Origin of the sequence: Mycobacterium hackensackense, assembly GCF_025822555.1 — a bacterium.
Lineage (GTDB): Bacteria > Actinomycetota > Actinomycetes > Mycobacteriales > Mycobacteriaceae > Mycobacterium > Mycobacterium fluoranthenivorans.
The window spans coordinates 94,645-113,560 of sequence record NZ_JACKUC010000053.1; the positions used below are offsets into that span (position 1 = coordinate 94,645).

Genomic DNA, 18,916 nt, shown 5'->3' on the forward strand with positions numbered 1-18,916 from the left:
CTTGAACGGCCGAAACACCTGGCCTACATGCTACGACGAGCAAACGCACCTATGCCGGGAACGCGTGGCCAGATACACTTGTTATTAAGTGTGTCCAATACCAGAAGGAGGTGACAACGACGATGAAGAAGCTCAAGAACAGCCCCACGATCTCTGCGGTGCTGGCAGCCATCGCCGTCGTGTTCGCCTCCCCGGCCGCTGCAGCGCCCCCGCTGCCGCCCTCGCCGGCGATCACACCAGGCGCTGGCTTGGCCGTTTACAACGCCGACGCCACCGGTGGTGATACCTGCACTGCCGGGTGGCTCGCCCACGACGCTGATGGTCAGCCTGTGATGTTCACCGCGGGACACTGTGACATGGGCGGCAAAGTCGCCATGAAGTGGACCGCAAGCGACGCCTACGAGACCATCGGATCGTTCGCGAAGTCAGTGAACGAAGGGAAGGGTGCCGAGGATTCCGACATCGCCATCATCTCGCTCAACAACGGCGCGATTCCCGGAGATAGCCGGATCCTCGACCGGCGTCCCGTCGAAGGCGTGACCACCGACGTGAAGGTGGGCGACGTGCTGTGCAAGTACGGAAATACGACCCAGCGTCAGTGCGGCCCGGTTACTGCTGCACCGACGCCGAGCAAGGTGCAGTTCGCCGCGGCCGGAGCTCCCGGTGACTCTGGCGGACCGGTTTACCTGATCCAGCCGGACGGAGATGCCGTCGCAGTCGGGATTACGTTGGGGCGGAATTCAGCGGGTGGCGAGGTTGCCGAGCTGGTCCAGCCTTGGCTTGAGAAGTGGCAGTTGACGTTGGATACGTCGAAGTCCGCCACGGTTGGCGCGCAGCCCGTCGGGTACGGAAAGTAGAACCTCTCCGCCCGGCGGGTGGCCCGCCTGGGCGGATCTAAGCGTCGTAGATCGTCGGGGGGTATCGGATGAGGCGGCTCGTAGTTTTCGCGTGCGGGGTTGCGATGGTCGTAGTGGCGTTGAAGCAGCCGTGGTTGAATGCCTCCACGATGGCTGACGGTGGGCTGCAGATGACCGGCGCCGGTGCCTGGTTGGTTCGGGGAGCGGATGCGCACGCAACGGGCTGGCCGTTGCAGTGGTCAGCCGTCGCAGGCGGAATCCTGGTCGTGATCGGTAGCCTGACGAGCCGCATCTTCTCGTATGGTTTGCGGGTTCTGTCAGGCTCGACTGCGGCCGCGGGAACCGCCCTCGTCGCATTCGTGGCCACCGAGAAGGTGTCCGGAATTCCGCCGACGCAGCTCTATGGTGTGGCGTTGGAGACGGGGACGGCCCCGAAGGCGCTGCTGGCGCTCGCGGTCGTCGCCGTCGTGGTGACATGGTCCACGCCGGTACCTGTTGACCAGGGCACCGAGGTGGACCAGGTCTCTCCCGAGGTCTGATCAGTGGCGGCAAGGCGCAGTCGAAGCAAGAAGTCCAAGCCTGTGGCCGTCCGTGAACGCAGACGTGCGGTCTGTGCAACCGGTGGGTTTGTGCCCGGCTGATCTGACCTCGACGCGTCTTCGCGTCACTCCCCGCGGGGGCCGCTGCCACGGTGCTGGCGAGCGGTCATACCGAGATGATGCGTAGCAGAACGACTTTCACGCGTTCATGAGAGACAACGTACAGGATGAAGCCGGTGCCTTCCCCGAAGGTGGCCGACCAGTGATCAGCGTCTTTGTCGTAGACGCCGTAGCGCTCCGGATTGGTGCGTAACAGCGCGAGAGTGTCGTCGACGCGGGCTTGAACGTCCGACGGTAGTGACCGGTACTGCTCGAAAGGAACGTCGCTCCAAACGATTTCGTAACCGGGCATCAGTGTCTGGTCCAGCTCCCGTCAGCATTTCTGGACAGCAGGCCTGAATCGTCGCCAGCTAGGAAACGGCCGACGAGGGCGCGTTCTTCCTCTGTGGGGGGATGAAGGACCGAGTAGGCGATAGGCCACCACTTATCGATTACGGCTTCTACCGGTGCGAGGTCGAAGTCGTCATCCGCCCCGGCCAAGGCGATGCGGAATTCCGCCTCGAACTCCACGCATCTCTCAGGGGCGTGCTGCGAAAGCACCGCATGGATCGACGGGCCTGAACGCTCGACTCCGACAGATGTCGACGTCATCTCACACCTCCCCTGGTCTGTGCCGAATCATAGACGAGAGGCCCGTCAGAGGCGTGAGGCTTGCCCACCACCGTGGCGCGAGCTCGCCGACCAGCGGGGCACGGATTTCGCTGACGTAGAGCTGGCGGCGACGGTCGAGGAACGCCAGAAGTAGCCAAACGACGCCGACGCACTCAGGCTGCCCCGCCCCACATCTCAGCGTCGAGCGCTTCAAGGACGCGGGCCGGCCCGGCGGTCAGCAGGACGTCGAGTGGCCGCGCGCCGCTGAGGAACGCGTTGGTGCTTTCCAGCCAAATGCGGGCCGTCTGCTCGCCCCACACCAGGCGAGCGCGCGAGTAGACGTGCTCGAGGTCGATGAGGGCTGGCGCGGCGGCTGGGCCGGGACGTTCGGCGCCTGATGCCCACCGTGAGGTTTGCGATGGGCTGACGCCGATCCAGCGGGCCAGCTCAGCGCGAGAAAAGACGGCGACCAGGTATTCGACCCGGTTCACCGATAGTGGGTCGTCGGCGGCGATACGGGCAGCCTGAGGGCCTGCGGCTGCGGCCTTGCGGAGGGCAGTGGTCGGGCCTGAGCTGCGGATAGGTGCCCGCTTCACGGCATGGCGGACAGCGGCCTTTGCGGTCGCGGCTTCGACGGCGCGCTTCTTGGTCGCCACTTCCACAACTTACCCAACTTTTTTCGTGGGCAGCGGCCGGGCGGAATTGCGTCGCTCAGGCCGAGAGCAGATCCTCGACGAGCGCGCGAGCCCGCGCCGGGATCTCCGTTCCGGGAAAGAACCGGCCCACGATGGGCCACACCTCGTCGGGGCGGCTGATCGCGAGGTGGCGGAAAAGGGTTCTCAGGTCGTCGGCGTCGCGGGTGGCGCGCGCGGCAAGTACCTTCATCGCCATCAGATGATCGGCCGGTGTTGCCATCACCTGGAGATTTGGGTGATCGAAAACGCGTTGGCCCTGTCCTGGCGTGCGGGAGACATACACGGCGGCTTGGTTGTTGAGCCACGTTGTGGGCCAGTGGTTCTCGGTGGCGATCTCGCGGATCGCGGCGATCATCGGTCCGTCTGGGCTGAACAGCGCGTCGATGTCTCGCGTGGCGGTTCGGGTCGGGTCGTAGGCCAGCAGCATGGCCGCTCCACCGAAGGCGTGGATCTGGCCGATGATCTTGCGTTGCTGCAGCTTGTCGGCGAGGGCTGTGAGTGCGGCGTGGATTCCGCCGCTGTCAAAGAGTGGTTCGGGCATGGGGGGGTGGGCTCCGTCGTGGTTGATGTCGTGGCGGGACAGGTAGATGCCGCGGCGGCGGAATGCGGCAGGTGTCCACAGGGCCGCTTCGGTGCGTGCCGATGGCAGTGCGGAGATCCACCAGGGCGAGTCAAGGAATCGGTCGACGGTCAAGGTCCATAGGGGGCCGGGCCGGTGGTAGCGGGAGGCGATGTGTTCTGCGCTCGCGGCGAGTAGGGCGTCGAAGCGTGTGTCGCCGGTCAGGGGCGGTTCGTCGGTGGTGAGTGGTAGTGCGGCAGTGTCGGATTCGTCGGCGCCGCGCATGAATTCGAAGAAGAGGCGGAGGCGGTGTTTGTCGTCGCCAGAGTGCAGGTTCATCGCTTCGGCGATCGCGGTGAGCGGCCATGCCGTGGTTGGCGAGGCAAGGTCGGAGCGGGCGCCTTGGCGGCGTTTGACTGCGCGTACATCGTCGGCGCGGTAGCCCGAGATTCGGGTGATGTGCCTGCTTGAGAGTATGCCGCGGGCGCGGGCCGGTGTGACGCCCCAGTGCTGGGCGGCCTGGTCTGCAGTCCATAGCTCCACAATCAGTATCTTACGCGCGTGGTGCGCGGATGTCTGGTGTGGTTCTGACCGCTAGGTCGACCGCCGCGACGGCGCCCGATCGTTCAGGATCGGGAGGGTGCCGTCATGACCGTTCGCGAGGATGCACCAGTGGTCTTGCTTGCATCCGTAGCGGTCATTTCCCTCTTCGGTGTCCGCGACCTCCATGCGACCATCGGAACGCAGACGGGTATGGTTCGTGGCTTCTGGGGTGCTTGTCATGGTTCCATTCTGCAAAACGGGTGCGACAACGCCTGGGCTGATCGCATTGGTGTCAGGCCTCGCGATTACGCTGATGGACCCCGGCGTCCGGAGCGGTCCGCCTTCGACCTCGCGTCCGCAACTGCGTTGGCCGTTGAACGCGAATAGCGCTGTAAAAGCGCATTTCCCGAGGCGAACCCGTGTTGCTGGGGGTGCACCGTTCCCGTCACTGCGGCGCGTCCCCGTCGTCGCGCAGTTCCTCTGGTATCTGGTGGTCGTACCCGGGGAGAAGGATGGATTTGCCGAACCGGGGTGCGTCGGGGGCTTCGCGCACGTAGTGCATGAGTGTGGAGGCCTGTCCCACCGCCTCGCCGTGGATGAGGACCAGCGCGGTCTTGTTGTCTCGACCCCCCGCTGGGAGGCATGAGGCTCGTCCGTGGCGAGCTGCGAGGAGTAGCTGTCGGCGTAATGCGTTGTAGTTGGTCATGATTCACCTGTCGCGTCGAAGGTGCGGTACGTGTTGTGCCGGCTGGCGGGCATTGTCGCAAGGGGCTTCGGCGTCTCGGGTGTAGCGACACCGATCCGGCGCGGCGACGCGCGCGGTCGCCCGGCCCGCGTCGCATCGTGGGTTCGTGGCATTTGGTGCGCAACCGGGGTGCCGAGGCAGCGGAGGCGAAGCGTGAACGTTGAGACCGAATCAGGGGTACGTACAGCTGGTGCGATCGCTGCTGCAATACCGCCGGCGAGCTCGCGTTCCGGATCGCGAGGTGCGTCGGTTGATCGGCGCTGACACGATCACCGAAATCTATCAGTGGTCGCGCGGTACGTACGGACGCAACCGCGTCCGTGCCGCGTTACTCGCCGACTACGAGATGAACGTCAACCACAAGCTGGTCAACTCGATCATGTCCGAGCACGGCCTCTACCGGCTGTCACGGCCCGGGCGACGTAAACCCAACTTGATGGTCTCTACACGCCGGTTGACCTGGTCAATCGGCGGTTCACTGCAGGCCCGCCCATGGAGTAGCGGTCCTTCCGTGTATCTCAGATTCTCTGTATGAGTGAGAGGTTCTTGCCTTGCGGCCCCATTTCGAAACTCGCCGCCTTCGAAGGTCGGCGCCCTAGTGTCGACTTTCCGTGGTCACGGCAGGGCGCTGACTAGACAAGACGAGGATGGACGAAGGGGGCTAGCTCCGATTCGGTGGGCAATCTGACCGACACTAGTCCCGCGTGAGCGTCGGAACTGAGCGGTAGGTGGCAAATGGTGAGGTGGACGAATGTCCAACCTCCCGAAGCGCTTCGGAACCGCAGAACTCCGGTGGCAGGCCCTTGCGCGAATTGCTTTTGCATGGAGGAAAGCAACGGGGCGTCGTCAGGATGGATTAGGATCTTGTCCGAGCGCTCGCCTCGCCAGTCAACGTGCGGATACGGTTCATCGATCCATTTGAGTAGTGTCCAGGTTTCAAGTCCAATCAGGAATCTGTGCTCACCCGGACGTGCCATTGCTTTAATTATGCCTTGGGCCAGATTCCCTGCCAATTTCCTATCGTCCGCGGATCGGGGAACACGCCAATTCATCGCACGCAATACGAGCTCTTTGTCGCCGGTGCCAGAGACCTGTACGAGGGCACGTGAGGTGAACGCGACGCGGATGGGTTGCCCGTCGCGAGCCGTTACATCCCATGTAGTGCAAAGGGTGTCACCGGGTTCGGCGTTCATGGTGAGAGCGAGCGCGGACCCTTCTTCATGGTGAAGATTGCTGATGGAGAGGTCATCAGCGAAGCAACGGCCCTCCAGCGGCTCTGTCGCGGGATCGATACCGCCGTTGATCAGGGCCTCTGGAGTGTCTGAAGCGACGCCGGTCGTGAGGTTCCATACAACAGCACCAATTCGTGGCGGCGGTGGCGGCACGTCAGCGCGGCTACCCGCCCACAACTGAACACCGTGGATACGACCGTCAGGCATCGCGACCGGCCGGGTGTAGAGACAGCGCTGTTCGGCAGTAGATCTGAGGTCGATAGGCTTTCCCTGTCGTATAGTTTCAGCGATAGCCGCGGAAATCGATGACAGCATGGAGTTTCTTCGTAGGAAGATTCCAAGGGGTACCATTTTCTTCAGCTGCGAACCTTGGCTGACCACAACTGGTTTAGAGCCCAAAGTCTCGATAAGCAGCCAGTCACGATTCACGTGCCACCCCCCATAGGTTGGCGACAGCTTAGCGATGCCTATCGCCCATTCCCTGTATGCAAAATATACATGACGGTATAGCCTCTAAGCGCATAAACTGCGGCTCTCTGCCCCCTTTTGCATCGTCGTCCCGTTGGACGCCTAATTTAGCGCGTCGGGAGATCGGCAAGGGCGGGAACCGGGTCAGAACGTCCCGATCGCCCGGACCGATAGGGGTCGCCGAAAAGCCGCAATAGAGGCGCGGTCATTGCTGTCGTAATCAACGCCATGGCAACAAACACAGCGTACAAACCTGCCGGCAAAATGCCGGTGGATACTCCCACTGACACCGCGATGAGCTCGGTCACTCCGCGGCTATTCATAAGAGCAGCCAGTCGACCCGCTTCACCCCTGTCCAACCGAATCAATCGGGCCGCCAAGTACGTACCTCCAATTTTGCCAAGGACGGCGATAGCCAGGACCAGCGCCAGATCGATGGCCGTACGCCAGCTGCCTTCGAACTGGGCCGCACGTGTGCCCGCAAGCACGAAGAACACCGGGAGAAGCACTGATGCCAAAGATCTGGTCGAATCAATGATCGTGGACCCTTCGGCTCGCGGGAAGACAAGGCCGAAAAGAAACGCACCGAAAACGAAATGCAGCCCGACGATCTCCGTGGCCGCACCGCATACGAGTGCACCGACCATAGCGACGAATAGCGGCGACCGCTGGCATAGGGCTGCCACGCGTGAGACGCGTAGCAGCCGACCGGCCGCAAGAATTGCGGCGATCACTGGGGGACCGCCTAGAAGCGTCGTCAACCCACCCGGATGCTGCCGATTGTCGGCCAGAACGACCGCGGTCCCGAGGAGTAACCACGCGGCCACGTCATTCAAGGCGGCGCAACTGATCGCAAACTGTCCAACTTGGGTCTTCTCGAGTCGATGTTCAACAACGATCCTCACCAGAACCGGTAGCGCAGTGACTGCCAATGCCACGCCGACGAAGAGAGCAAATCCGGCTCCCGCGGCCCCATAGCGCGGGCCAAGATAGAGCACGGCGACTGCAACTCCCAAGCACAGCGGCACCAGCAGTGCAGCACCCGCGACCACCCCCACCCGGCCGCCGTTGCGCCGAACTAGCTGCGTGTCGACCTCAAGGCCGCTGACCAACATAAAGAGGATGACACCTACGTTGGCGAACGCCGTCAGGTAGCTCAAAAGGTCGCCGCTCAGAAGCGCATCTAGTGCGCCCATATGGGGCAACGCGACACCCAGCCCGACCCCCAGTGCGATCTCACCAACGACGACCGGTTGCCCGATTCGCTGAAACAAGCCACCTACAAGTCGAGCTGACACCGCGATGAATGCGATGAACAGCAATAGCCTGACAAAAACATCAGTCGACACGACGGCTCCACATCTTTCGCGCCCAACGCTGCGGACGAGACGACAACAAGACGGGTCAGTACTCAGGGAATGCCAAACGCGGCGAGTCAGTCACGCTGACGGGTGCGCCTGCCTATGCGCGGACCTTTGATGCGCATCTGCTCGTTGCACCGACTCGGCGGTCGAAAGCAATACGATCATATCGGTCGGGCAGTCGCGACGCCAGCGTTAAATATCCTCGAGAATCGCGACCGTGACCGGGCGGGTCGTCCATCACACGGGCTGTGAATGCGCTTCGGTACAGCCCGACGTGGCCCCAAGGCGCCGTCCTGCGCGCACAACGGGACACGGGTTCATCTGAGCATCGCGAATTTCACTTAGGGGCTTCCTGTGTCCGGGATCACGTGCTAGCGTCAGTCGACGAGAGCGCCAATACGACTCTCGCGCAGCAACTTCCAAGCGGGCTCGGTACCTAATAACTTTGAGCCGCTCTGGTGCTTGCGCTACGCCCTCCTAGATGGAGGATGCGATGTGTCATTTCCGCAGCTTCGTTTAGGCCACGTTCGTCGTCTACGTTCGTTCGCCTGCAGTACCACTTCACCGCTCATGCCGCTGCGTCTTGAGGGACCACTGAGTTTGCCCTGCCCTCACGACCGCACCGCAGATTCGCAAGTCTTGCTGCAGGGAGATCCATGACTACTCCAACCATTGAATTCTCGGTCAACACAGAGATCCGCGCAGACGTAACCACCCTGTGGGAGTACGTCATTCGACCGGAAGGGTTCGCCCATGAACTAGGTCCCCACCTGCGCATGACCATTCCCGCAGGTTTTCAAGGGCAGCCGTCAGAGCTTTCAGGCGGCCAGGTGGTGGGTTCCAGCACCGTCCTGTTGTGGGGCCTGATTCCTATCGAGCGTGCGCGCATCACGATCCTGGAAATCGATCCGCCGCATCGAATCCGCGAACTACACACCATGGTGTTCTTCAGCCGGTGGCAACAAACCCGAGAATTGTCTCCGGTTGGCCCTGACCGAACCCGTGTAACCGACACCATCACATACAGCCTGCGACGGCCGTGGATTGACATAAAGCCGCTTGCACGAAGGCTCGAAGTAGCGTGGCTGCACCACATACAGGCGCGACAGAAACGATTGGCGGCGGCCTTTGAATCGATGGAGTCCCGCAAGGAGACAACATGATCCGCATTGCCGCTCACATTCGCACTGGCGGAGTGAGCAGTTACGACGAAGTACGGTCGGCAGTCAAGCGAAGCGATGAGCTCGGAGCAGACTTCGTTTTCGGCAACGACCACTTCCACCCGCCCGCCGTGTCCGGGCTCAGCGACAACGGTGAGATGGTTCTGCAGCGCGAACAACCCGATACCAGCAACTTCGAATCATGGACAGCACTCGCTTCATGGGCCGAGGTAACCCGCCGTTGTAGCCTAGGCATACTCGTCTCCTGCGCGAGCTTCAGGAACGCGGATCTGCTGGCCGATATGGTCCGCACTGTCGATCACATCTCAGGCGGGCGCGCAGTCCTGGGACTGGGAGCGGGCTGGCACGAGCGTGACTTCGTAAGTTACGGCTACGATTTCGCGACAGCGGCAACACGATCAAGGCGCCTGCAAGAGACCCTTCAGCGATCCACACAGCGGTTACTACAGCTCAATCCCGCTCCCTTGAGACAAATCCCGGTGCTCATCGGTGGCGCTGGCGAACGCCGGACGATTCCGCTAGTCGCCGAGTATGCCGATATCTGGCACGTTCCGGTATCGACTGACATTCAACTCAAACACAAACTCGAAGCCCTCGCGGCCTATCAAACTCAGATCGGCAAACACCGAAGGGTCGAGATCGCTGTCGATTGGACCGATGAGGGCGACGCGGAACGGTATGTCGCACACGGTGCGTCCATCTTTGCGGTGCCACTCGACGCCAATCCGTACTACGACCTTTCACCGCTAATAGAAGCCCTAGCTTGGCGCCACACTTTTGCGAAAGGACAACAGCAATGCGTGCAGGTCTAACACTCATGTTCGCCGGCGACGACTACCAGGGTGGTGAACAACTGGTTCCCCATGGCGCTGACCACGCCGTCATCCAGCGCGAAGTAGCCATCGGCCGACTAGCCGAAGAGTATGGCTTCAATTCACTGTGGGTACCGGAGCACCACTTCTCGGGATACTCGGTCATGCCGGCCCCGTTGCAAGCACTGGCCTACCTTGCCGCGCGCACCACAACCATCAAATTTGGAACCATGGTCCTCGTACTGCCATGGCACAACCCGGCACGCTTGGCCGGCGAACTGGCCATGCTCGACAACCTCAGCGGCGGACGCCTCATCCTGGGCGTGGGACGAGGTCTAAGCCGCATGGAATATCGTGGAATGTCCTGCGACATGAACGAATCCGCTACGGACTTCGATAACACCCTGCACTCAGTGCTCGCCAGTCTGGACGGGGGACTGGTCCAGAAGAACGGCCCGGGCGCGGATTCCGACATCGCTCTCCGGCCGACGCCAACTGCACCCTTCCACGATCGAACCTATGGCGCGGCAATTTCGCCGTCGACGTTCCTCAAATTGGCCGACCTCGGACTGGGGCTGCTCATCATCCCCCAGGCGCCATGGGAATCGATCAAGTCCAACGTCGGGCTGTACAGAGAACGATTCGCCACAGTGCACGGTCGCCGTGCCCCCGATCCCATCATCGCGTGCCAAGTCTTCTGCGACGAAGACCCCGGACGCGCCAAAGAACTTGGCCAACAGCACATTGGTGACTACTACCAATCCTGCCTAAGGCACTACGAGCTCGGTGGACAGCACTTCAGCTCAATCCGCGGGTACTCGTCCTACGCCTCGGCCAGCGACAGCGGACAACGGGCCACGACCGAATCAGTATTGATCGACTACTGCGCACTGCAGTGCATCGGCACGCCAGATGAGTGCCTTGACCACATCCACACCCTGGCAGCAGACATCGGCTGCGGCGAAATGTTGGGGATGTTCAGCTACGCCGGTCTCGGACTCGAAGACGCAACACGCAACGTGGCGACGTTCGCCTCATCGGTTCTTCCTCGAATGGCGGCAATTTCGCCGACGACCACACAATGACCGCCGTGTTCGCCCATAGCGGAATAGATGACGCCGACCAGCCGTCAACTGTCACTCCGCCAGTCCCGGACGTCGATACCCGTCGCCCAACAGGCGTTCTCGATCGGTTCGCCCACATGGCGAGGACAGCGCCCGACCGCGTCGCCGTGACAGACGGGCTTCACTCGATGACCTACCAGCAACTTGCAGACTCAGCAGCGCTTCTCGCCGAACACCTTCGCGAGCAACACGACGTCCAGGCCGGGGACATCGTGGTAGCGCACCTGAACCCCGGTCCTGACGCAGTCGTAGCTCTACTCTCCATCCTGGCAGCAGGCGCGTGCTACGTGGCCATCGCGACCGACACGCCGCAACCGAGACTGATGTCGATTCTCGAAGACGCTCAGCCAAAGATTGTATTGACGCACAGCCGAAACGGCGAGTCCGGCCAGCAACGCCCACCATACGTGGTAGCTGATGCCCGCATCTGGCAGCAATCACGTGACGGTAGCGACGCCGGGTTCCGCCATGTCGGACCAGATGCGTTGTGCTACATGGTGTATACCTCCGGCACAACTGGTCGGCCGAAAGGCGTTCCCGTCACCCATGCGAACCTCGACGCGCTGATCACCGCTGCCCTCCAGGTGTGTGATCTGCGCCAAGACGACCGATGGCTTCAATTTCACACGATGGCGTTCGACTTTTCGGTGTGGGAGGTCTGGGGCTGCCTCTCCACCGGGGGGACGCTCGTTGTCGCCGACAGCCGAACACGGCTTGATCCCGAGCTGACTGCCGAAGTCATCGAACGCGAGCGCATCTCAATACTGAGTCAGACTCCTACCGCATTCGCCGCGTTGTCTCAACACCTACACACACGCGACGTTTCGAACCTGCGATACGTCGTGTTCGGCGGGGAAGCGCTCACAAGTTCTGTCCTCAGAGCGTGGGCGCAGAACCACGATGTACGCAACCCGGTGCTGCTCAACATGTATGGCATCACGGAGTGCACGGTGCACCTGACATGTCATCGAATCACCGACGAGGATCTCCACCTACCGACTGTCCCGATCGGCAAACCATTGCCGGGTTTCGAGGCCACACTCGTTGATGGAGAGGGACGAACTGACGCGACGTATGGAGTACTCCACGTCCGGGGTCCGCAGGTCGTGCATGGCTACTGGAATCGCCCGGAGGAGACCGCACGCCGCTTCGATCGCGTCGTCGACGAGTCAGTGGCTCGCTACTTCTCGACAGGCGATCTGTGTCGCATCGAAGATGGTGTCCTTCACTATATTTCGCGTGTCGATCAACAGGTTCAGCTGAATGGATTTCGCGTCGAGATCACGGAAGTGCACGACGCAGCTCTTGCCATTCCCTTTGTGGCGCAGTGCAAAGTCCTGCCGATCACCCCAAGTGACGGTATCGGCACCGCGTTAGCACTCGTCTATACCACCGTAGACCAACGCCGCCGACACATCAGGGACGTCCGCCGCCACCTCCTGCAGACTTTGCCGAGGTACATGCTGCCGCAAACCATTGTCTATCGACCAACGATGCCACTCACGACCAACGGAAAGTTGGACGAGTCAACCCTTCGAAAGGAGATCATCCACCATGAGTACTAACGAGATGACCAAAACGGTTCTTACAGCTGAGATCACCGACGCGGTTCTCGCCTGGCTCAGAAACGCACTCGATGACCCAGACATCGGCCCCGACGACAACTTCCTCGATGTCGGAGGTAACTCGCGAATGTCAATGAAGGTGCGCCACGAGGTGCGTGTCGAGTTTGGCGCCAGCCTCGATCCCGTAGATCTGTTTCAGCTGACAATCGCGCAAGCAATCATCAAGGCCACAGATCGGTAACTGTCCAACTCATTCGAACAACCAAAGGAGCAACAATGGAGACAAAGAGCGACTTCCGGCTCACCGAGGAAGAGATCGCGTCGTTCAAGAAGAACGGCTTCCTCTTCCCGATCACACTCTACGAGCCCGAGGAGATCGACCTGCTGTGGCGGCAGGCTCGAACGGAACTCCTCGACCGCAGCAACGCTGCCTACTCGGCAGACAGCGTCGCCGCGGTCAACGGTGTGACCAACATCGCCAACTACGACCGACACCTCGACAACGAATTCCTCGCCAACCACATCTGCTTACCGCAGATCGTTGACCGCGTCGCCTCGCTACTCGGGCCAGACATCCTTTGCTGGAGGACCGAGTTCTTTCCCAAAGAGCCGGGCGACGAGGGCACAGACTGGCACCAAGCCGACACCTTCGCCAACGCCAGCGGTTCACCTCAGATCCTCTGGCCAGCCAACGACGAGAACTTCGTTCGCGGTGGCACCGTCACCGTTTGGACAGCACTGACCGACACGACAATCCGAACCGCGTGCCTGCAATTCATCCCAGGCACGCACAATCATATGAACTACGACGAGTCCAAACCAATGGACTACCGGCCCGAATACATGAACCGCACAACCAAGGGCGGCGTGAACCGGGGCTTCTACGGCTACGACTACCGCCAACTACAGATCGATCCCAACTTCGTTCCCGATGAGACGCAGGCGATCCCCGTCGAGCTGAAACGGGGACAGTGCGTGATGTTCCTATCCACCCTGATGCACGCGTCCTATCCAAACAACGGCGGCCCCAGAGAGTCCCGCCTGGGCTTCGCCTCGCGCTACGTTCCGACAAGGGTCAGGGTCTACCCCGACACGGAAGTAGTCGAAGAGTACGGAGGCTCCGTGCCGCTGGACCGGTACGGTGCTGTCGTCGTCAGCGGTGAGGACCGCTACGGCTTCAACGCCATCGCTTCCTCCACATTGACCGGCGTCCCTTTCGTGTCGCGGGCACCCCAGAGGGCCTAGATCTGCGGCGTGAGCTGTTGCCAGGCGGCCTGGGTCGCTGCCTGGCAACAGAACGTCGGATTGCCCAGTCTGAGAGCTATGCGAATCAGCCGGCACTTGACCACTACAAGAAAGGCCACACGCGTGGCAACCGGGTATCTAGACACAAGCTTTGTCGCCGCCACACAATCGCTGGATCCATTGGATTTTGACCACGAGATCTCTACGGTTATCTCTGCGAACAAAGCGAGTGAAATTCGCGCCCTATCACAACTTTTGCAGCGCATGGTTGAGGCTGCCCGTCACGTCAACACCACCTCGTCAGCGGTGATCGCTTCAGTCCGCGACCTTGGAATCGTCATGGGGTCCATCCGGCGACTCGGCGAACAACCTGCACAACTATGCCCGGAGCTAACGCAAGTCCTATCCCGCTGGACCGCGATCCACCACATGATTCCCCGCGACACCGTCTACCACTACACCCTTTGGAACCCAGAAGGCGTCCGAAGGCGCCGCTACACCGACAACGACATGGAGTTGCACCTCATCGCTGCAGTCTCCCATGCGCTGCCGGACATCTGTGCCGCCGTCGACCGGGCCTTTGCCCTGTCCGAGGCAGAGCTTGACGATGTCACCACCGCGCTGACAGTCAGCGCAATTGCCCTCGCAGCCGGCCGGCTCGTGCATGTCATCGACGAAGTACTTGCCAACGTCACCGGAAGCTTCTTCGCCACTCAGCTACGGCCCTTCTTTGAGCCTGTCGTGATCGGGGACGTCGAGTACTTCGGCCCAGCAGCGGCCCACGTACCCGTGGCGCTGCTGGATCTCTGCCTATGGGCCAGTGACGCAAGCTGTGAGGAGTACGCGAGTTTCTGGCGGACGTCCTCGGCCTACGGCCTGCCGGGCTGGGCCACACGCGCACAACTGCTGGAGCAACGACCGTCGCTGACTACACGGCTAAGTCGACACCACGGTGACCCAGCGTCACCGACGGTGATCTCATGCGCCGAAGCCATGGCCCGGTCGCTACGCGCACTACTTGAGTTCCGCGCCAAGCATCTCAAACTGGCCAAAGCAGCCTATGACCCCGCGCTCACCCATCTGCAGAAAGGGAGCGGCGGTGAGACCATATCGTTCCTCGAGTCCGTCGTTGAACTGACGAAAGCCAACCGGGACGCGGTTAAGCGGATGCTCGGCACCGACCGGGCCCACGCGCCCCAGGCAGTGTAAATGGCCAGTCATTTCTCAATCTTGATCGCAGGCGCGGGAATCTCGGGCCTCACCACGGCGATTGAAGTCGCCGCCCACGGGTCAGGTGACACGACGCTCATCGAACGCCGATCACAGAGGGACGCATCGGGATTCGGCTTGAACATCTGCCCCCACGCGGTGGAATTGCTGCAACGCCGAGGGATCCTGACTGACGGACGGTCCGACCACGTCGAAGGCAATCTTCTGCATCTCATATCGAAGAGTGGACGAGAACTCGCCTGCATCCAACGGCAGCGGCGAAATGGCTACCCGCACATCATGATCCACCGGGCCGAGCTCATGCGCGCACTCGACGCAAAGCTGAAGCAGGTCGCAAAGTCCGGCAGCGTGCTGTACGGCGCTGAGCTCAGGGAAGTACTTCGATATCGCCGCCCAGTTGCTAAAGTCCGCCGCGGCTCACGTGAACACCAAATCGCGGCCGATTGCATCGCTGTCGCCACGGGATCGACGTCAAGTTTCCGCCGCCAGGTCAACGCACTAAGCCCCATTCGACAGCGTGAAGTCATGCACCTCTGGCGAGGAATTGCCCACCTCGATGGTCGCCGACTCGGCGACGACATGTTCGTGTTCGGCGACGATGTGAGTCGCGTCGTAATGTACCCGGTGCGCCATACACGGTTTGGTACCGACGTGAACTGGGTGGCCGCTCTACCTGGGGATGCCAAATACCGTGCGATGCAACAATCGTCGCCGTCAGCCGTGAAGGCGTCTCTCACGGAATTCTTCTCGGGATGGGCCATTCAGCCAGTTGGGATGCGTGAACTCATGTCCGCAAGCCGGACGATACGCGCAGAAACACTCATCGACCACAAGCCGATTCAGGCGTGGTCGCGAGGCGACGTTCTCCTGATCGGAGATGCCGCCCACCCGATGCTACCCATGGGATCTAGCGGTGCCGGCCAGGCCATAGCTGACGGCATCATGCTTGCCAGCTCCCTGCGGGACGGGCCACCCGGCAAGACAGAGATCGCCTTTCGCAACTACCACCGTCAACGCCGTGACAGGGTAAACAAACTCGTAGAGTTGAACCGGTCAATGGGACCCGAACAGATTCTCACCGACTACCACCTCCGGACCGGTGGGCGCGGGCCCGTTGAAGACTGCTTTACCGCTGCCGAGCTGCAGCACTATGGGTCCGAATACCAAGCGGCGCTGGAAAAGAGCTTCGCCAACATAGCGTCGGAAGGGTCAGGTCATGCAGGTTGACCAGATCGCAATCGTGGGATGTGCGGTCCGCCTCCCCGGAGTCGACTCGCTCACATCCATGTGGCAGACAATGGTGGACCTCGTTGACGTCAGTTCGGACACCCCCCGAGATCGATACGATGCGCAGCGACTCCATCGCCCACACAGCACCCCCGGTGGGGTCATCGCCACTCGTGGTTACTACATCGCCGGCGTTGACGAGTTCGACGCAGCATTTTTCGGTATCGATCCAAAGGATGCCGACCTCTTGGACCCTCAGCAGCGGATTGTGCTGCAACTAGTGTGGATGGCGCTCGAAGATGCAGGCATACCCCCCGCGACACTTCGCGGCACCACCACCAACGTCGTCATCGGGTCCGCGCATACCGACTACTGGGACAACATCATTCGACGCGGTCTGCACACCGTGCCGGGCGAAGCGGTGATGAACGTACGAAGCATGCTCGCCGGGCGCATCAGCTACCACTATGACCTACGGGGTGCTTCGATCACCCTTGACACCGCGTGCTCATCATCACTGGTCGGTGTACAACTCGCAAAGCAGGCGCTGCTGTCTGGCGAGGCCGATACATGCATCGTAGGAGGGGTCAACCTCAAGCTCAATGAGTACCAGGACGTCGTGCTCTCACAGATCCCAGTACTTTCCCCCGAAGGAAAATGCAGGTTCGCAGACGCAGACGCCGACGGGTTCGTTGCTGCAGACGGTGCCGGGGTGCTCATCCTACGTCGCAGCCGTGACGCAGCACGAGACGGAAACCGCGTGCGCGCGATCATCCGTAGCGCAATTGTCACCAACGATGGGGCCCGCGGCGGATCCGCTACCGCACCCGCCGCCGACGCCCATGTCGAACTCCTCACCGCCGCAATGAATTCAGCCGATGTCGTGGCCAACGACATCGACTTTATCGAAGCCCACGGCCCCGGTGCGCCGATGATCGACCGGATGGAATTGGAGGCCCTGGACGCGGTTTTTGGGCGGGACCACCACCGGGACCGCCCGTTGTTCGTCAGCTCCGGAAAATCCGTGTTCGGACATTCAGAAGCTGCCGCCGGCGTGACGTCACTGACTCGCGCAATCTTGTCATTGGAGAAGCGGACCGCGCTACCGTCCAATCATATTCGACGCCTCAATCCAGCGATCGACTGGTCAACGTCCAATCTGCACATTCCGCGCGAACCGACAGCGCTCGAAGGATCGGGACGCCTCATTGCTGGTGTCAGTGCTCAAGGCATTTCATCGGTCAACGCCCATGTGCTACTGGAGACGCCGCCCCCGCCAGCGAGACGAGCCAGCGACGTGAGAACACCGCTGTGCCTTGCAGTATCCGGCCCGACACGAATCTCACTGGAGAGGCTCGTCACCGCCTACCGACGGTTCCTCTCCGAGACGCCCGACGCTGCAACGCTTGTCGCAGACTTCGCCTGGACAGCGCTCGTCGGGCGTGAGGTCTTCCACCATAGAGTCGTCTTCGTGGGCGATACGCTGGATCAAATCGTGTTGCAGATGCAGTCGTGGACCGCCGACCCAAGGTCTGAGTGCGTAGTTGCGACCCATGCGGACAGTGATCTGGCGGACACGATCCGCGCAGCGCGAGCCTTCATCGCCAACGGCGAGCGCCAACCGTTGGCAAGCGGCATCGCACGCGGCAACATCATCTCGATACCCGGGTATCAGTGGTCACCCACCAAGCATTGGCTTCCAAATTCCGCAACACAAACTGCAGGCCTCGTGCGATGAACACCACCCACATATTCGACAGTCCCGATGAAGTCGTGGCTGCGCTGTCGGCGCCAGGGATTCAACGTGCAGCCTACGTATCACGGCATCGGCAGGTGCCGTCCACGCGCATAGACTGGCCCCATATTCACGACTCGAAGTTCGCCGCCATCAATCTTGATGGCCCCTACCACACGGAGCTGAACCGACTGCTCGTAGAGGCTCTCAGAGCGTCATACCCGCAAGCGGTATCCAAAGCACTCATCGTCGCTGCACAACAACTTGCAAAGACGCCGCAGCGCGCAGCGTTCGATGTTCAGCGAACCGTGATTGTGCCGACAGCAGCGGAGTTGGTCGCGCGCATGTTGTTTGGGGATCTGGAGGATGCTCCCCGCTTATCTGACCTTATGGTCTCAATTTACTTCGCAGGTCCGGGCGAGGTCGAGCCATTGATTGAGCGCGTGCTTCTCCTCCTCCAGAGAACTATCGGGGCAACCGGGGGAACTGCCGAAGACGGTAAATGTATCCAAACTCTGCTTTCCAGAGTTCCAGATCGGCGGTTTGCCTACGTCAACGCGGCAGCATTTGCGACGGCAGGCTTTCAGAACCTCGCAGCGGTAACAGGATCGGCGCTCTCGCATTGCTTGTCAGATTGCAACCTGTGCAACGGAGTTTCCGACGTCGAAAGGGGTCACGTGTTGCGGAGCCTGTCGTTCCAGCACGAGTGCTTTGCGCGTGAAGCCTGCACCGATCTACAGATCGGTGCGGCACAGATCCGAACCGGCGACGAGGTCCGGCTGCAACTTGACTCCGCAGATCGCCTACTTGAACAGATTGTTCTTGCAGACGTTAATCCAGCCATTGGGGGAAGCGAGCAGACCTTCAAATTCGGATGGGGACCTCATCGCTGTCCCGCAGCTGAGGTGAGTAGCGACTTCGTTTTCACCATGATCGGATTGGTCAAGAGGGCGCATCCGGGTTCCAAGGTTCAGTCCACTGTCGCCGACGTTGCCCAAATTGTCCGACCGATTGAAATCCTGCTGGCCCAATTGACCTCCTAGTACCAACGTGCTCCCGCTGGGATGGGAGCTCCGACGACGGC

At 61.3% G+C, this 18,916-nt stretch carries 20 protein-coding genes; 13 read left to right on the forward strand and 7 right to left on the reverse strand.

Features of this window, described 5'->3' with window-relative positions; all coding sequences use genetic code 11:
- The first annotated feature begins 122 nt into the window (after positions 1-122).
- Positions 123-857: a S1 family peptidase gene (locus tag H7J86_RS32345; protein ID WP_267296045.1), complete on the forward strand. Its 735-nt coding sequence runs from the start codon at positions 123-125 to the stop codon at positions 855-857.
- Positions 858-961: 104 nt separating this feature from the next.
- Positions 962-1,396: a hypothetical protein gene (locus tag H7J86_RS32350; RefSeq protein ID WP_267296047.1), complete on the forward strand. Its 435-nt coding sequence runs from the start codon at positions 962-964 to the stop codon at positions 1,394-1,396.
- A gap of 166 nt (positions 1,397-1,562) precedes the next feature.
- Here H7J86_RS32350 and H7J86_RS32355 read toward each other — a convergent pair whose 3' ends face one another.
- The 5 genes from H7J86_RS32355 to H7J86_RS32375 all read right to left on the reverse strand — a co-directional run bounded on the left by H7J86_RS32355 (position 1,563) and on the right by H7J86_RS32375 (position 4,610).
- Positions 1,563-1,808: a type II toxin-antitoxin system RelE family toxin gene (locus H7J86_RS32355; RefSeq protein ID WP_267296049.1), complete on the reverse strand. Its 246-nt coding sequence runs from the start codon at positions 1,806-1,808 to the stop codon at positions 1,563-1,565.
- Complete coding sequence (locus H7J86_RS32360; RefSeq protein ID WP_267296051.1) at positions 1,808-2,107, reverse strand: DUF6247 family protein; 300 nt, start codon at positions 2,105-2,107, stop codon at positions 1,808-1,810. The genes H7J86_RS32355 and H7J86_RS32360 overlap by 1 nt, the downstream gene beginning before the upstream one ends.
- Before the next feature lie 173 nt (positions 2,108-2,280).
- Positions 2,281-2,763, reverse strand: coding sequence for an MbcA/ParS/Xre antitoxin family protein (locus H7J86_RS33495; RefSeq protein WP_267296053.1), 483 nt, complete (start codon positions 2,761-2,763; stop codon positions 2,281-2,283).
- A gap of 55 nt (positions 2,764-2,818) precedes the next feature.
- A complete protein-coding gene (locus tag H7J86_RS32370; RefSeq protein ID WP_267296055.1) occupies positions 2,819-3,904 on the reverse strand; it encodes a DUF6036 family nucleotidyltransferase in 1,086 nt (361 codons plus the stop codon).
- Positions 3,905-4,349: 445 nt separating this feature from the next.
- Complete coding sequence (locus H7J86_RS32375; protein WP_267296057.1) at positions 4,350-4,610, reverse strand: hypothetical protein; 261 nt, start codon at positions 4,608-4,610, stop codon at positions 4,350-4,352.
- A gap of 229 nt (positions 4,611-4,839) precedes the next feature.
- Here H7J86_RS32375 and H7J86_RS32380 point away from each other — a divergent pair, with 229 nt between their 5' ends.
- Positions 4,840-5,184, forward strand: coding sequence for an IS3 family transposase (locus tag H7J86_RS32380; RefSeq protein WP_267296059.1), 345 nt, complete (start codon positions 4,840-4,842; stop codon positions 5,182-5,184).
- 97 nt (positions 5,185-5,281) lie between these two features.
- On the opposite strand, the gene H7J86_RS32385 is transcribed toward H7J86_RS32380, so the two are convergent.
- Positions 5,282-6,310, reverse strand: coding sequence for a PAS domain-containing protein (locus tag H7J86_RS32385; protein WP_267296061.1), 1,029 nt, complete (start codon positions 6,308-6,310; stop codon positions 5,282-5,284).
- Positions 6,311-6,456: 146 nt separating this feature from the next.
- Positions 6,457-7,698, reverse strand: a complete 1,242-nt coding sequence (locus H7J86_RS32390) for a cation:proton antiporter (RefSeq protein ID WP_267296063.1) — start codon at positions 7,696-7,698, stop codon at positions 6,457-6,459.
- Positions 7,699-8,369: 671 nt separating this feature from the next.
- Here H7J86_RS32390 and H7J86_RS32395 point away from each other — a divergent pair.
- From H7J86_RS32395 to H7J86_RS32440, 10 genes are all read left to right on the forward strand, one after another.
- Positions 8,370-8,876 (forward strand): SRPBCC family protein, encoded by a 507-nt coding sequence (locus H7J86_RS32395; RefSeq protein ID WP_267296065.1) that lies wholly within the window; start codon positions 8,370-8,372, stop codon positions 8,874-8,876.
- Positions 8,873-9,706: an LLM class F420-dependent oxidoreductase gene (locus tag H7J86_RS32400; protein WP_267296067.1), complete on the forward strand. Its 834-nt coding sequence runs from the start codon at positions 8,873-8,875 to the stop codon at positions 9,704-9,706. Before H7J86_RS32395 ends, H7J86_RS32400 begins: the two co-directional genes overlap by 4 nt.
- A 5-nt stretch (positions 9,707-9,711) precedes the next feature.
- Entirely contained in the window at positions 9,712-10,791 is a 1,080-nt protein-coding gene (locus H7J86_RS32405) for an LLM class flavin-dependent oxidoreductase (RefSeq protein ID WP_267296069.1), read from the forward strand.
- On the forward strand, positions 10,788-12,395 hold the full coding sequence (locus H7J86_RS32410; protein WP_267296071.1) for an amino acid adenylation domain-containing protein: 1,608 nt from the start codon (positions 10,788-10,790) through the stop codon (positions 12,393-12,395). The genes H7J86_RS32405 and H7J86_RS32410 overlap by 4 nt, the downstream gene beginning before the upstream one ends.
- A complete protein-coding gene (locus H7J86_RS32415) occupies positions 12,385-12,636 on the forward strand; it encodes an acyl carrier protein (protein ID WP_267296073.1) in 252 nt (83 codons plus the stop codon). The genes H7J86_RS32410 and H7J86_RS32415 overlap by 11 nt, the downstream gene beginning before the upstream one ends.
- A gap of 35 nt (positions 12,637-12,671) precedes the next feature.
- On the forward strand, positions 12,672-13,640 hold the full coding sequence (locus H7J86_RS32420) for a chlorinating enzyme (protein ID WP_267296075.1): 969 nt from the start codon (positions 12,672-12,674) through the stop codon (positions 13,638-13,640).
- A 123-nt stretch (positions 13,641-13,763) separates the two neighbouring features.
- A complete protein-coding gene (locus H7J86_RS32425) occupies positions 13,764-14,849 on the forward strand; it encodes a monodechloroaminopyrrolnitrin synthase PrnB family protein (RefSeq protein WP_267296077.1) in 1,086 nt (361 codons plus the stop codon).
- A complete protein-coding gene (locus H7J86_RS32430) occupies positions 14,850-16,097 on the forward strand; it encodes an FAD-dependent monooxygenase (protein ID WP_267296079.1) in 1,248 nt (415 codons plus the stop codon).
- Positions 16,087-17,835 carry a beta-ketoacyl [acyl carrier protein] synthase domain-containing protein gene (locus H7J86_RS32435; RefSeq protein ID WP_267296081.1) on the forward strand — a complete coding sequence of 583 codons (1,749 nt, stop codon included), beginning with the start codon at positions 16,087-16,089 and terminating at the stop codon, positions 17,833-17,835. The genes H7J86_RS32430 and H7J86_RS32435 overlap by 11 nt, the downstream gene beginning before the upstream one ends.
- On the forward strand, positions 17,832-18,875 hold the full coding sequence (locus H7J86_RS32440; protein WP_267296083.1) for a cytochrome P450 family protein: 1,044 nt from the start codon (positions 17,832-17,834) through the stop codon (positions 18,873-18,875). Before H7J86_RS32435 ends, H7J86_RS32440 begins: the two co-directional genes overlap by 4 nt.
- Positions 18,876-18,916: the final 41 nt, after the last annotated feature.